This is a genomic window from Ferrimonas kyonanensis DSM 18153 (genome assembly GCF_000425405.1).
Lineage (GTDB): Bacteria > Pseudomonadota > Gammaproteobacteria > Enterobacterales > Shewanellaceae > Ferrimonas > Ferrimonas kyonanensis.
Genome location: NZ_KE384369.1, coordinates 70508 through 84633 on the forward strand (window position 1 = coordinate 70508; position 14126 = coordinate 84633).

The window sequence follows — 14126 nt, forward strand, 5'->3', positions numbered from 1 at the left end:
TCAGTTTATTGCAGAAGATTTCACGGATGTATCCTCCAGCAATCGGTGATCCCGAGTTGTGCTTATTCGCGATTAGCCTCTAAAAGACCGCAGCAATATGCCACGTTAATGGACACACCGGTATCCCAATTACAACCCGGTCGGCCAACTCCATGGCGGCTGATCCAGCATCGACTGCCCCATCACCTCTGTCTCGCCATAAGGCTTATGCAGCTGTATTGAGTGGCAATTATCGCTTTTCTCTAGGCTGGCAATGAGTCTGGGCGCATGCGAGATCACCCACACCTGGCTATGAGCCGACGCCTCGATGATCAACCGTCCGAGTGCGGGCAAAAGATCCGGGTGCAGGCTGGTTTCTGGCTCGTTCAACACCATCAGGTTGGGCGGCCTGGGGGTCATCAACGCCGCAGTGAGCAGAAGATAACGCAGAGTGCCGTCCGAGAGCTCGGCAGCAGTAAGCGGCCTGAGCATGCCGGGTTGCAGCAAGCTCAGGGTAAAGCGGTTGTCTGCGCTGATGTCGATATTCAATCGTGAGTCGGGAAACGCTCGGTCAATCGCCCGATCCAGTCCCTGCTCATCGCCCACTTCACGTATGGTCTGCAGTGCCGCAGCCAAATCACGGCCGTCGTGGTGCAGAACCGGGGTTCTACTGCCAATGGAAGACTGACGCGCCGGCGCCTCCGGGTCGGTGCGAAAATGGTCGTAGAAGCGCCATCGCCGCATCGATTCCCGCAACGCAAACAGCTCTGGCGTCGCCTGTATGTCCGCCACCTGATCAAACATGCTGTCGTAAGCCGGTAGATGCTGGCTGATCACCCTGAAACTGCGTCCGTCGCGGCTTTTGACCATCGGCCCCTGCCGCCCCACCAACTCAGCGCCGGGACGCCAGCGCTGCCCGGCCCAAATCGCTTCCCGCTTCACTTCCGGATCCAGGTTGAACACACTGCCTGGTACCGGCTCCGGCATACCCAGTCCAATGGCGTAGCTAAAGGGCTCTCCGGTAAAGCCCAGTTTCAGGCGCGAGTGGCGATTGCGACCCGAGCCCTGAACCTCAACTTCCCCGCGTCGCATCGCCGCGGTAATTTCATCGGGTCCGGCCCACATGGTAGAGAGCAACCCGCCCTCACGGGCCAAAGCGCTGACTACGCCGCCCTGGGCGGTTTCCGCCAGCAACCGCAATGCCCGGTAGAGATTGGATTTGCCACAGCCGTTGCCGCCGGTGATCAGCGTCAGGGGCCCCAACGGAATACGAAGGTTACGAATGGAGCGATAGTTCTCAATGACAAACGCGTTCAGCATACTCTGGATGATGTCGGTCGGCTCGAAAGGCCTACCTTAACATCCCGCTTGTGCGAGGAAAAACCGTCAACCGCCGTCCATTACAAATGCGATTACGCCTTAGAAGCCGGTCATGACAAAGACTTGGGGCATTTCGGCTTGGCCCCGGACTAATTAAAAGTGCCCCTTACCGGGTAATTTTTGTCTCGAATGAAATCGATGCCGCTTAACAGCACATCGATCTCTGGACGCGCGAACGGGCCATTGGAGATATCCAATATCTGAATCTCATTGCGGTCGTTAATGATGAAAACACCCGGTTCGGAGTAGAAGTGATTGGTCTCACCGGTTGAGAGCGGACGAGAGATATACAGCCCGAGTTCCCGCATCATCTCTACGGTCAAACCGTAGGTTACCGGGTAGTTTACTTTCAGCTGCATGAAGTGCTCCAGCGCCTGTGACTCGTTGTCCGCAGAGGTGGCAACAATATCCACGCCCAGCTTGGCAAACGCCGGCTTAGCCTCGCCGATTTTCTTCAGGTATCGAGTGCACATCGGGCAGTGCCCGCCGCGATACACCACCACCATTTTCCAGTTGGTCTTTTTTTCCGGAGCACCAAGATTAAGTCTACCGCCACCCAGCTTTGGCAGTTCGATAGAGGGAAACTGAGACCCGCCTTTCACCTTGTTTGACATCATCACTTTGTCTTTCCCCTGATTTATCAGCGATGAAATCACGGCCATTTCATCACTTGCCGATCATTCGCATCACCTGAAACCTCACTGTCCAAGGCAGCGATGCTCGGTAATGAGCGAGCGTCTCCCCCCCTTGCAGATGAAAGTGCAGCCGATGCGACAGCCACATCAGAGTCGGGGAGTGAAACAACTGGCAGTGTAGGGCCAGACCCGAAACCATAATAGACACAAAAGTAGCGCATTTATGCATAACAGATGTGCAGAGGAACTGGTATGATCGCGACCACCCGCTTAACTGTGATGATGATAAGAGGCTAATCCCGGTGAAAAAGTACGAGGAGCTGATCAAGCAGATCCGCAGCCAAATCCAGAACGAGGTCTGGCAAACCGGAGACAAACTTCCTTCCCTCAGGAAGCAGGCCGAACTGTCCGGAGTAAGCCTGATGACGGTGGTGCACGCCTATCAGGTGTTAGAAAGCCAGGGCTGGGTGGTCTCGCGGGCGCGGTCCGGCTATGTTGTTGCTCCCAAGATTGAAAACAGTGACTCGGTTCCCGCCAATGAACCGGTTGAAAAGACCGAGTCTGTAGACATTAACGACTTTGTTTTCGAAGTGCTTCAAGCCAGCCGTACCCCCAACATCACCGATTTTGGCAAGGTGCACCCCGATCCCACCCTCTACCCTCGCCAACACATCAACAAGTCGCTGATCAATACCGCTCGCACCCTGCCCGCCTCCAGTGCCATGGATAACCTGCCGCCCGGGAACCTGGAGCTTCGGCAGCACATCGCCAAGCGTTATGCCGCCCAAGGAATGACGGTGCACCCCGATGAAATCGTGATTACCACCGGCGCATTGGAAGCACTGAATCTGAGCCTGCAATCGGTCACTGAACCGGGCGATTGGGTGGTGGTGGAGTCGCCCACGTTTTACGGCGCACTGCAGTCACTGCAAAGGCTGAACCTAAGGGCCCTGTCGGTAAGAACTCACGCAACGGAGGGCATTGATCTGGAGTCGCTTGAAAATGCCCTGCAATCCCATCCGGTGAAAGCCTGCTGGTTGATGACCAATCACCAGAATCCATTGGGGTTCACCCTGTCGGCGGACAAGAAGAAGCGGTTAATGGCCTTACTGGCTAAGTACGATGTCTACCTGATTGAAGACGACGTCTACAACGAGCTCTATTTCGGCAGTGATAAGCCGCTGCCGGCAAAAGCCTTTGATCGCCACGGCAAGACGCTGCACTGCTCCTCCTTTTCCAAGTCGTTGGTGGCCGGATTTCGTATCGGTTGGGTTGCGGCAGGTAAAATGGCCGTTCCCATTCAAAAGCTGCAGATGATGAGCACCCTCTCCACCAGTGCGCCGATTCAAATGACACTGGCCTCCTACCTGTCCACTCGCAACTACGAAAGACACCTGCGCCAGTTACGCAGAACCCTGGAACAGAGAAAATTTGCCACCTGGCAGGCACTGCGAAATCACTTGCCGGCGCAAGTAAACATCAATTGCAGCGAGGGTGGGTACTTTTTATGGCTGGAGTTGCCCGCCGGTCTCGACGCCACTGAGCTCTATCGCCGCGCGTTGCAACACAACATCTGCATTACCCCAGGCAAGATGTTCTCTGCCGGCGATTTTCACAATCACTGTTTCCGTTTAAACGTCTCTTTTGAACTCACTGATTCAAGGTTGAACGCCATTAAAACCTTGGGTGAACTCATTAGAAGCCTGTTGCCGACGCAGCCCCGGGCGGTCTGATGGCTCGGTAGCGTTCAACCGCCATTTAGGAACAAAAAAAAGCAGGAGGATCCGATAGGATCATCCTGCGAAATGACTGCTTTCCAATTTTGAGCAGTAGGAAATCAGCCCGAGAGACCGCCCTTATCAGGGCGTAAAAAAGCTTGAGAGACTGAGATTAAAATTCAACTTTGATTGGCCACTCCTTCTGTACGCGCTCCTCCAGGAACGTTTTCTTCTGGGCATCGAGCTTAGCTTTGTCCAGACCTACCAGCACCTGAGCTTTTGCCTTGGTTGAGTAGTCAGGGAAGCTCACTTTGGCAACGCCATGCTTCGACAGAACGGTCTTAAGTGCTGCGCGAGCCTCTTTACCAATCTTCTTGGCTTTGGCCAACTCTTCCAGAGCAAGTTCCGGGTTGTGGGCGTGGATGCCGTGAGAGGCGATGGCGTAATCCCAGTACCACTGGGCATGACGGATAAGCTTGAGCGCGCCCTTCATTTCCGCTTCGGTGGCACCGGCTTTCCAGGCTTCACCCGCTTCGAAGTGGGCCTTAACGATGACGTCTTCAGCAGCCAGTTGCGCCTTGTGAACCGCTTTCTTGTTCATGGCGATGGTGTCAACCAACTCAGCCTTGGTGTCGTGGCAGTTAGAGCAGGTCTGGTCGAAGTTATCGATGGCATTGCCAACGTTGTGCTTGGTGAACTCTTTACCGGAAGCACTTTCAACCTTTGGCATGTGACAATCGATACAAGTCACGTCCATCTCGGCGTGCGCCGTTGGCTGCCAGGTTTCCCACTCAGGGTGCTGAGCTTTCAGCATTGGCGCTTTGGAAATCTTATGAGTCCAGTCTTTGAAGTTGAGCGCGTCGTAGTAGGCCAGCATGGCATCGGGGTTCTGACCACCGTTCCATGGGAACTTCACTTTCTTATGGTCGGTGCCATCGAAGTAGTACTCGACGTGACACTGGGCACAGGTCATGGCCGCCTGGATGTTGGGCTCCTGGTCTTCAAACTTCTGACCCGCCGCAGCGAAACCGCGCATGGCGAAAGGACGCGCCGGAGTCGGTTTGCCGGTTTCGGCGTCGTGACAATCGGCACAGCCTACGTTGTTGCCAATCTCGTGACCGGTGGCGCCCCACTTCTTGTCGGAGAAGTTGGCTTCGCCGATCTTGTCGTACATGCGACCGAGATCCGGAGTCTTACAGCCCCAGCAGGAAGCCGGCATTGGACCTTCAGAGTCGGTCATCGGGCCGCCGGTACGCAGGCTTCGGGTCAAGTCAGCAACAGCAAACTGGTGACCGCGAGGCTTGTTGTAGTCTTTGGCAAAACCATAACCGCCATAGAGAATCACGATCATTGGATCGTGCTCCAGAATGTCGCCCTGCTCGGTGGATTCGATGGTCGATGCCCAGGAAGCGTACTGTTCAGGGTACTTATCCTTCCAGGTAATGTTGTTGGCATCTTCCGGGGCGTTTTTGGCCAACGCCGAACCGCTAAGTACAGCAATGGCAACGGCTACAGCGAGTTTATTCAGTTGTTTCATATCATCCTCTCCGAGGTTTTTATTATCTTTCGAGAAGAATCATAGGCAGGGGAATGAAGCGCATGCATACCCCTTTGGGGGTATTGGCCGTGAAACCGATTTAGGATCACTGTATAGGCCACTTTTTGCTGAAATTAGTTTGAGTTTTTGAAAATGTTTACCGCCACAACGCCAAAAACAAGACGGAGCAAGAGGTTCTCTATAAGTCACGTTTTATCATAGAGTTAATAAAGAAATAACCATGCTGGGTGAGGCAAAAACACCTACCTCAATGCGTTTGTCATCGCCTTACAGCTGCCCCCAGGCAGAGGCTGGTAGCACAGCGACTCTGCTACAAACAAGACCGCGTACGCCCTGGGGCGCTCATTGGGAGGTGGGCTCACAAAAGGGCAAACTGGCGGGTTAAATAAGACGAGGCGTGGGCCACGATAGCCTGATCGCACTCCGGCGACCGAGCTTAGTTATGGCTTTACTTTCTTAATAACCAAAGAGGTTACTAGCGTCATTAGGATGAAAGGAAGATATAAACTTACTAGTTGATTCCACAAATCAACAAAATGACCAACAAAATGTCCTGTACTAAAAACGATTAGCAAAGGATAAGAGTAACAGAAAAATCCAATAACAACGCCAAGAACTATGTAATCAGAATTATTTCTTATCCAGTTTATATTAAAAAGCGTCACCATCCATATTAGGAACGCGATAATCGCAGAAATTACTGATGTTAAGATTCGCGTGACAATCAGACGATCACCATCAGCGTAATGTCTAGCCCAATCCAAAAATCCAGGCACTTCGTAGATCGGTCTTAGCAAAGACACAATGATTGGCTGAAATAGGTCACCTTTAACGAATACCCAATCAAACCAAATGAAGAAAGCGATACCGAAAAAGACCGCTGATGATACTTGCAGAATCTTCTTCAATGAACGCCTTCCCTGATAAATTACCCGTGCCAAAACAGTGTGTTGTCAAACTTCGCCCAAGAGACAAGTTTGACAACACACTAGCAAGAGAGTCGCTAAGGATCAATAAGTTACCCCTAGAACATTAGTGTTCACGATGCGGCGCATGAACTCGCATTAACCACGCCTTATGCAGGCCCAATGCCCGACATTGGTGTCAAAGTAGTTATCAACCGACTACCAGTATCTTCTTAACTGCCAGGGAGCGTGCATGGGGCTATTGACGCGACGAAGGGGTCGCTTATTGGTGACTTGTTGCTTCAAAACGCAATGCATACGGAAACGCCCAAAGTTGTTAGCTTTGGGCGTTTCTTCTAGCAAACAGGGTTACGACAACCGAGCTTTAACGTGACATATGCAGAATTGGAAATGGTTTTCCCATATCATCAAGGGGTGAGCGTGAAACGACTTTAAATCCCATATGCTCATAAAAGCCTACAGCCAGTGGATTCTGCTCATTTACATCGACTTTGGTTGCCTCTAGCTGCTCAACTGCGTATTGCAGCAGAGTTTTGCCAATGCCTCGCCCTCTTGCCTCATCCAAGATGAACAACATTTCAACCTTTGCGTCATGAACACCCACGAAGCCAAGGATTGACCCCTGCTCATTCTTGACGCATCTCAGCGTCACAGCAGGAAACGCCTGCTCGATGATAACGGGTTTAAAAAACTCAATATCTTCTTCTGTTATGAAGCTATGAGTTGCTCGGACTGAGTTTTCCCAAACACTAAGCATTTCTACGTAATCTTCAGGAAGCACATTTTCTACAATCATCGTAGTTTCTCTTGTAGTGACTGAAATCTATGTGCAGCCGCGAGCTGCGCACTTTACCCTTTCGACACCCTGTCCTCAAGAAGTTTGACTATTGGTATGCTCAGGTTGTTTGATCGCTGTTGGCGCCCGAAGCGAACTGCCACGAGTTCATGTCTGGGGGCAATGGCACGCTGTCTAGCTGACAGACTCCTATCGCCACATTGCGGTCGTTCAGGAGCTTGGGGTGTAACGCTCCCATCAAGCGCCGCCGGAGGCGGTCGCTTGGATGGGCTTGTTATGCTTATCTTGCCGGTACTGGAAATAATCTACAACATCAGGCCGATTGTCTCTAGCATGTTCTTTCTTAGGCTCCCAGTGAGCAGATCCTTTAATTAATCCAGGTGCCCTGAATGCAAATAGAATTTGAACAGCGGTATTAAGCATTTTAAGGCTTGCTCGATTTTCTTCTGTAGAAACACGATCATATTCAATAAATGAGAATGAGCATAGATCATGTAGCACTTCATCGATGATAGTGATTTCAACGTAATCTGTATCGTCTTTAATGCTTAGGAAGGCAGGGGCATGATCGTTAGTTGAAATAAAGTTTGCTCTAACTGAGTGCTCTTGTTCATAAGAAATCATGGTTCTTAATCGATTAATTTCCGACAATACACATAATGCGAGAGCACATTTTTGCTTAAACGTTATGTCATCAGCTTTTACATATTCACGATAATAGGAGTTCAAAACCGAAATTGAACTTTGAAATTCTTCTATTATTTTATTGGCAAACTCAGAGCGTGCATTTATATCAATTTCATACGGTGTGTTTTTAGGGAAAAATAATGAATATAGACCTGACTTCTCCTTAAATTCTATACCGAAGCGCTTTTCAAGCTTCTCTAATCTTTTTTCAAACTCTTCATGATGCTTGTAATAGTTAACAAACACATTCTGTTCGCGTGAAAGCTTTATCTGACGTTCCGCTTGTTCGGCTCGATAGTTCGAAATAGATATTGCTGCTAGCGGAAAAACAAGTGCTGCTGTGTACAAGGGTACAGAGAACCATTTGTAAAAATTAGCAAAGCCAGAAATGGTCGGATCAAATATTAGATCAGTCTCATTCATTAAAATCATAACTAAAAAAATCAAGGATGCTAACAAAGGCAAGCATATTGACATCCAGACCAACTTACTTTTAAACACTCACTACTTCCTTATTTATCTGTAAACCCTGTGTTCGACCGAAGCATAACGCCGCATTAAGGTGTGAGCAACGTAATACCAAAGCCTCAGCAAACCACCTTAATCACTAAATGCAACGCATGTTGAAAATGCCACGCGTTGCGAATCACTCCTAAATGCTTAGTTATGTTTACTGTTGCTTCAACTCCACAACACCTTTTGCATTTTTCCACTCAACAAGGTGCCCAGCTAGTTCATTGACCTCTGCTACTGCCACAGCAGCGATAATTTGGTCATTTGACTCAATCTTATTTATTGCCTTTGGGGACGAATGAATAGCTAAAATTACGCCATAAGATTGATAGTCTTTAAAGCCGTCAGGGGACTTTAACTCAACCTCCAATCCATTTTTAGTAATAGTTTCATATCGTCTAAGCTTGTTTTTTTCTTGTTCTGTAAAGATTATTTCAAGAAACTGTTCTGAATTACTGATGCTGTTAACTAGAACCGTCAAACGCGAACGGTGCTTCTTTGCAATATCAACAGCAAACGCATAGGCCCCTCTTAACTCCTCCGGTGACACGATTGTCGGAGAAAAATAAGCGTACCTTTCCATATTTATAGCTCCATTGTTGATTGTAAACATAACAGCTGTTTTTATGCGGCAAATCGCCGCCTTTCACTCGGGATACTCTTGCCGCATATCTGAAAGCCATAACAGTGACCCGGTGAAAGAATTCTCCCAATGTATCAGTGAATTAGGTCAGGCTCAACGCCCTTGGATGCTTGTTCATCAGCAGGAGAGGCGGATTAGCTCAACAAAAAGGCGGCAATTCGCGCGTGGTAGACGTCAATGACCGGCTTGACGCCAAAGCGAACTATCTTCGGTTCATGCCAGTGGTCAAGGGCACGCTGCCTAGTTGGCAGGCTGCGCGCGCCACAAAGGGGTCATTCAGAGTTGAGAGGTAACGCCACAAACACCGGTGCAGCTATGCTGCATTCGTGTGATTTGGATTGTTAGAAATTAACTTTAGTGATATCACCCACATCCCAACCTGTAAAAGTAATCCCATCATCAACCAATAACTCTTTGGGCTCAAACTCAAACGGATTCACACCTGCCATAATGAGCTCTTGGATCTTATCTTTCTGAGAGGTTTCTAGACCATCCCACCATACAGGAGAGATAAATGTATTCTCCGAAACCCCAAAGAAAAATCGAACTAGAGCGCTAAAAATGTTGTCTCTATCAATAGACAACAAAGTGTTAATAAACCCTAATACTTTGCTTGATTCTTTTAGCCAGCTAAATACCACATAACCCTTACCATCACTGGAAAACGAGTTAAACACTAAGGATTCGGCTGGGACACTTAAATCCCCTAAATCTTGAATTAGGTTTCCTTCAAAATCAGAAACAGGAGATACAATAGATGAGACGGCCACCGGTACAGGTGAATTTGCCCTCATTATCAAGTGACTAAGATTGTTGCTCGCTTTACCAAGCAATTGTTCATCAAGTTTACCTTTGAGTTCAGACAATTCTTTTTGTGCAGCATCTATTCCTAGTTGGTTATCTGCAGCAAATTTCTGAATAAATAGTTGATCTATCGGGTGCTTACCTCTGTCTCCACCCTTAAGTAATTCTGAGGATAATAAACTTCCTTCTTTTGCATATAGCTCTTTTGCGACAGACCTGTACATTAACGCGTGTAACTGCCGTTCCGAACCACAAAATTCTTAATCTTCGATACACGAAAATAACTCTTTATCATGCTTTGCACAAAAACCAGTAAAAGTTGAAGCTTGGTTAATACCCATTCTTTCTGGGACAAGCTTTCCTTTATGCTTAAACAGGTTGGCAAGATCAATTTTGAGACCCAGCACATGATTAGTTGTGTCTGCTATTTCCTTTAAGCTTCCACTCTTTGAAATAGTATGTGCATTAATAATTTTTTTATCACACTCACCTTTTAGTTCCTCAGGAACATAACAGCACTTCCTTGCGCCTATTTTCTTGGACTCTCCAATAGCTTCCCCCTTGCTAAAGGGCTGCTCTTTTTCTCGACCATAATGGCAGTGTTTAAATTTCTTACCTGAACCGCACCAACATTTCTCATTACGACCGATTTTCATTATTTTTCCATATTCGTCTATTTTGCCATCAGCGGGCACTGTGCCTGAGTTGGATTTCTAACGCCTTGCTAAGGTGCGGCGAATACCATGGAACCTGAGCAAGGCTACCGTAATCACTAAACTAAACCGAACCAAAAATACCAAAGGTTAGCCGTCACTCTTAAGCAATTTGTTAGGGAGAATTACATTGCGCCCAACTTTGGAAATGTCAGCGCTGAATACAATCTATGATGCCATGAAAGTAACTCTCGAATATGTCCAAGAATAAACGCATGCTTAATAAAGGTATAATTTGCTTCACCAGAGCTATATTCCTCCAAAAACCTACTGCTAAAACGATGGTCTGAATGCTGCAAGATTCCATTGTAGATATAGCCAAATTCACAATGATTTATAATTGTTCTTATGGCTTTGCAGCTTTCATCAAGGTACTTAGCAAATTCTTGAGTTATATCCCCTCTACTTTCGTGATTAACTGTAATGGATAAATCCTTAGAGTGATCCGCATTTAGCAACTTTTCGCGACAGAACTTGTGTATTTTCTGGTAGTGGATCGAGTCTTTTTTGTTCTGAACTATCGAGCGATATTCGTTTAGCGCTGAGCGAATTTCAGAGACATTGTTTAAATAAAACTTACCGTTAACTTCATTCACATTGACAGACTCTATCGTTGGTAAAGCGTCGAACCTAGCGACAAAACATATTGATTGTGCACGTTCAAAGTCGGTAAGCACATCTCGTGGAGCGCTAATTTCATATCTAAAAGATATACCACCACTAATATCTGTTTTTAAGTGCGCATGTGCCAATGCTACGATTCGATCTACATCCATACGAACAATGTCTAGTTTTTCTTCAATTCTGCTTTGTTGTTCCAAGTTGCCTCCTTCGCCCTAACAGTGTATTAGTGCGAATTCGCACTAAGCCCGAAATTCACACCTCAGCAATTGATTTACTCTACTCTATTTTCTCACATACAAACAATAGGTTAGCGAAGGGTTGCCGAAATTTCAACTGGCAATTGGTGTGGAAAGTGCGCATGAATACATAGTGGGGTCTACATAAACACAGTTAGTTAGAAATTTTTCTACCCTAATCAAATAGACATCAGGTGGCTGTAGGTAAAAATGAGAATTTTTACCGGTGAAAGTGCGCATTCGTAGTTACTGACGTTTTGGGTATGGAGCCAACGACCGGTACTGGCGCCGAACTGAGCGTTCGCTGAACGTCTCAGCCAGCGGACAGTACCATCACCAGATAACGGGCTGCGAGCGCCACATAGCAGTCATTGAGAATGATGAATAGACTGCAGCGAAAAGGGCTCTATTCATACTCAAGTTACTGCTCATCGCCGGATATGAGTTTCTCTCTCTGGTAAACCATGACAGCCGCGATCCTAATAGCTCCGAGGACAAGTAGAAACACCGAAAAGGCATAGAGCATATCGGCTTTTACTTCATGCTTGAACATCGCAATCAGTATCTCCCTGACAATGAAAACAATGGCGGCATCCAGAATGAAGGTTAGGCGCAACCTGTGGGACTTGAAGTACTCCACTAAGGATTTCGATAACTCAATCATGACATACAGGGTCAGCACATCGGTAATGATATGGATGTAGTTGCCGGTAACGCCGTCAGCTAGAATTAAGTCCCAGGTGGTAAAGAACAGTTTTAACGCCCCGATGGCTACCCCAATAGAGATGAACAACAGTATCAATCCAAATACTGCGTCAATCGCTTTGTCGTAGTAGACCTTGATTCTGTCACTTAGCATGATGGACCTCATCGCAGAATGGCGGAGTAAGCTTCGCTGACCATAGATACTGCCTAAGCAGACTAAATGTAGCTCCCGATTGCAGTTATAGCCCGCGATATTGAAGATTCACGACAGAACTTCTGTCGCTATACTCAGAAGACGTCACCGGTTTCAGCCGTTGAAAAATACCTTGCCTGAGCCATCGTAATAGTCCAGAGGATCGCAAATGTACCGAACTACCTTATTGCTTGCTGCCCAACAAGGGGATTCGAGTTTGCTACGTTCTAAGCTTCGCACACTGTCTCGTGTCATCGCCTCTCCTTGTCACATCATTATCCACGGGAACTCACCTCCGCTGCAGCGCTTCTACTTATTTGAAGATGACGTGCTAACGGCCGCAGCCGAGGCCTACAAGGGCGCTGTATGCACCTGGGCGGAATCCTTGATTGCCCCCCTATCTACGGGCAAGGTCTCTTTCACTCTGGAGTATGTTTGGAGCAAGCATCTTGATCTTCAGCAGCATCTGAAAGAGACAGAGTGTGACCTCGTTGCTGTTTACTGCGGCGGCAACCGACCTTCATCCCAATTCAGACGTGTCATTGAGGGAAGTCACTGCCCGGTGTTGCTGCTCAGCAACCATGGGTGGCGATCCCAGTTATCGCTGCTGGCGGGAATCGACCCGTTCCATAAAAGTGACCGTTCGGCCAACATGGACATCAAAGTCGTGAACCATGCATTGGCCCTTAACCGCGCCCTCAAAGGGGACCTCAGCGTAGTACACAGCTGCTATGTACCGGGCTATATGGTCAAATACCGCACCATGATCCACTCTACCCACCAACGGGTGATCCAGGAGTTCATCGCAAACAATGGCTGGCACAAACTCAACTGGCGCCTCCTCCAAGGCGAGCCATCAGACGCTCTGGCACACTATTGCAGAACTCACCACATCGATATTCTGATCATGGGATTGGTCGCTCGTGGCGTATTGAAGCGCCAGATCACCGGCAGCACCAGCGAGCAGTTGATGGAAGCCCTGTGTTGTGATCTGCTGTTGGTGCCCAAAGGTGCACCTTAGCAGCACTAGAGCCAACTGTTACGTTTGAACAACCACCACTGTAGCCCGACCAGGCCGACGAGCAAGCCACAGAATATCCAGAATGAAAAAGGATACTCGGCGCCGGGTATGCCCCCTACGTTGATCCCCAGCAAACCGGTAAGAAACCCCAGGGGCAGGAAAATGGCGGCCACCAAAGACAGAAAGTACATGCGGTTGTTCATCTTCTCGGCCAGTTTATTGTTCAATTCCTCTTGCGCCACCACCGAACGCTCACGAACCGAGTCCAGTCCCTCGATAAAGCGGCTGAGGTGATCGGCCACCTCCCGGATTGCTTGGCGATTTTCTAAACTCAACCAATCGGCCTTAAGGGTTTGCAACTGTATAAGCGCTTCCTTCTGCGGTGACAGATATCGCCTTAGCGAGATTACGGTGCGACGCAGCGAAGCGATCTGACTGCGCAAGATCTGGCTATCGCTCGACAGCATCTGCTCCTCAATCTCATCAATTTGCTCCTCGGTTTCATCAATGGTTCCCTGCATACGCGCCATCAACCGACCGGTCAGCAGCACCAGAAACTCAGCCACGTTGCGCGGCCCCTCGCCCTGATCCCAGGTTTCAGAAATATCCCGTACTGATAACAGTTGCCGCTTGCGGGTACTGATGATTCGCTCGCCGTCCGTCCAAAGGCGAATACCCACCATATCCTCGGGATCTGATCCTGGACTCAGGTTGACGCCGCGCAGGTTCAGCAACACCCCATCGGCCAACTGAGTCGCCCTGGGACGGCTGCTTTCGGACAACAGGGCGTCAATAGCCACTCGCTCCAAGCCGCTGTGATGCTCGAGCCAAGCCTGGGCACCTTCATCGGTGTAGTCGAAGTGCAACCACAGCACTTCTCCACTTGCAATTAAAGCCGCGGCATCGGCCAGCTCTACCGGCTTTGCCCCCCCCTGGCCATCAAACCGACGACCAATGATCAAACCTTGGCTATCCTTCATAATAAACTCATCCTG

14 protein-coding genes are annotated in these 14126 nt (G+C 48.7%); 2 read left to right on the plus strand and 12 right to left on the minus strand.

Annotated elements, in window-relative coordinates; all coding sequences use genetic code 11:
• Nucleotides 1-129: 129 nt before the first annotated feature.
• Together H598_RS0121625 and H598_RS0121630 are read right to left on the minus strand one after the other, a co-directional pair.
• Nucleotides 130-1299 (minus strand): AAA family ATPase, encoded by a 1170-nt coding sequence (locus H598_RS0121625; RefSeq protein WP_028114870.1) that lies wholly within the window; start codon nt 1297-1299, stop codon nt 130-132.
• A 149-nt stretch (nt 1300-1448) separates the two neighbouring features.
• Nucleotides 1449-1976 (minus strand): redoxin domain-containing protein, encoded by a 528-nt coding sequence (locus tag H598_RS0121630; protein ID WP_028114871.1) that lies wholly within the window; start codon nt 1974-1976, stop codon nt 1449-1451.
• Nucleotides 1977-2296: 320 nt separating this feature from the next.
• Here H598_RS0121630 and H598_RS0121635 point away from each other — a divergent pair, with 320 nt between their 5' ends.
• Nucleotides 2297-3727: an aminotransferase-like domain-containing protein gene (locus H598_RS0121635; protein ID WP_028114872.1), complete on the plus strand. Its 1431-nt coding sequence runs from the start codon at nt 2297-2299 to the stop codon at nt 3725-3727.
• Nucleotides 3728-3884: 157 nt separating this feature from the next.
• Here the strand turns inward: H598_RS0121635 and H598_RS0121640 are convergent, their stop codons facing one another.
• The 9 genes from H598_RS0121640 to H598_RS0121675 all read right to left on the minus strand — a co-directional run bounded on the left by H598_RS0121640 (nt 3885) and on the right by H598_RS0121675 (nt 12071).
• The gene (locus tag H598_RS0121640; protein ID WP_028114873.1) at nt 3885-5249 is read right to left on the minus strand and encodes an ammonia-forming cytochrome c nitrite reductase subunit c552; all 1365 of its coding nucleotides are present in this window, start codon (nt 5247-5249) and stop codon (nt 3885-3887) included.
• Between the two features lie 461 nt (nt 5250-5710).
• Complete coding sequence (locus H598_RS0121645) at nt 5711-6178, minus strand: hypothetical protein (protein WP_028114874.1); 468 nt, start codon at nt 6176-6178, stop codon at nt 5711-5713.
• A gap of 382 nt (nt 6179-6560) precedes the next feature.
• Nucleotides 6561-6992, minus strand: coding sequence for a GNAT family N-acetyltransferase (locus tag H598_RS0121650; protein WP_028114875.1), 432 nt, complete (start codon nt 6990-6992; stop codon nt 6561-6563).
• Between the two features lie 237 nt (nt 6993-7229).
• Nucleotides 7230-8180, minus strand: coding sequence for a hypothetical protein (locus H598_RS0121655; protein ID WP_028114876.1), 951 nt, complete (start codon nt 8178-8180; stop codon nt 7230-7232).
• A 169-nt stretch (nt 8181-8349) separates the two neighbouring features.
• A complete protein-coding gene (locus H598_RS26680) occupies nt 8350-8775 on the minus strand; it encodes a hypothetical protein (protein ID WP_028114877.1) in 426 nt (141 codons plus the stop codon).
• 401 nt (nt 8776-9176) lie between these two features.
• Nucleotides 9177-9863 (minus strand): hypothetical protein, encoded by a 687-nt coding sequence (locus H598_RS26905; protein WP_211227339.1) that lies wholly within the window; start codon nt 9861-9863, stop codon nt 9177-9179.
• Between the two features lie 36 nt (nt 9864-9899).
• On the minus strand, nt 9900-10295 hold the full coding sequence (locus H598_RS26910) for an SEC-C metal-binding domain-containing protein (protein ID WP_211227340.1): 396 nt from the start codon (nt 10293-10295) through the stop codon (nt 9900-9902).
• A 182-nt stretch (nt 10296-10477) separates the two neighbouring features.
• Nucleotides 10478-11173 (minus strand): hypothetical protein, encoded by a 696-nt coding sequence (locus tag H598_RS26820; protein ID WP_028114878.1) that lies wholly within the window; start codon nt 11171-11173, stop codon nt 10478-10480.
• Nucleotides 11174-11633: 460 nt separating this feature from the next.
• The gene (locus H598_RS0121675) at nt 11634-12071 is read right to left on the minus strand and encodes a phosphate-starvation-inducible PsiE family protein (protein ID WP_028114879.1); all 438 of its coding nucleotides are present in this window, start codon (nt 12069-12071) and stop codon (nt 11634-11636) included.
• A 208-nt stretch (nt 12072-12279) separates the two neighbouring features.
• Here H598_RS0121675 and H598_RS26220 point away from each other — a divergent pair, with 208 nt between their 5' ends.
• Entirely contained in the window at nt 12280-13131 is an 852-nt protein-coding gene (locus H598_RS26220) for a universal stress protein (RefSeq protein WP_084144589.1), read from the plus strand.
• 5 nt (nt 13132-13136) lie between these two features.
• Here H598_RS26220 and H598_RS0121685 read toward each other — a convergent pair whose 3' ends face one another.
• On the minus strand, nt 13137-14111 hold the full coding sequence (locus H598_RS0121685) for a zinc transporter ZntB (RefSeq protein WP_035416427.1): 975 nt from the start codon (nt 14109-14111) through the stop codon (nt 13137-13139).
• Nucleotides 14112-14126 lie beyond the last annotated feature (15 nt).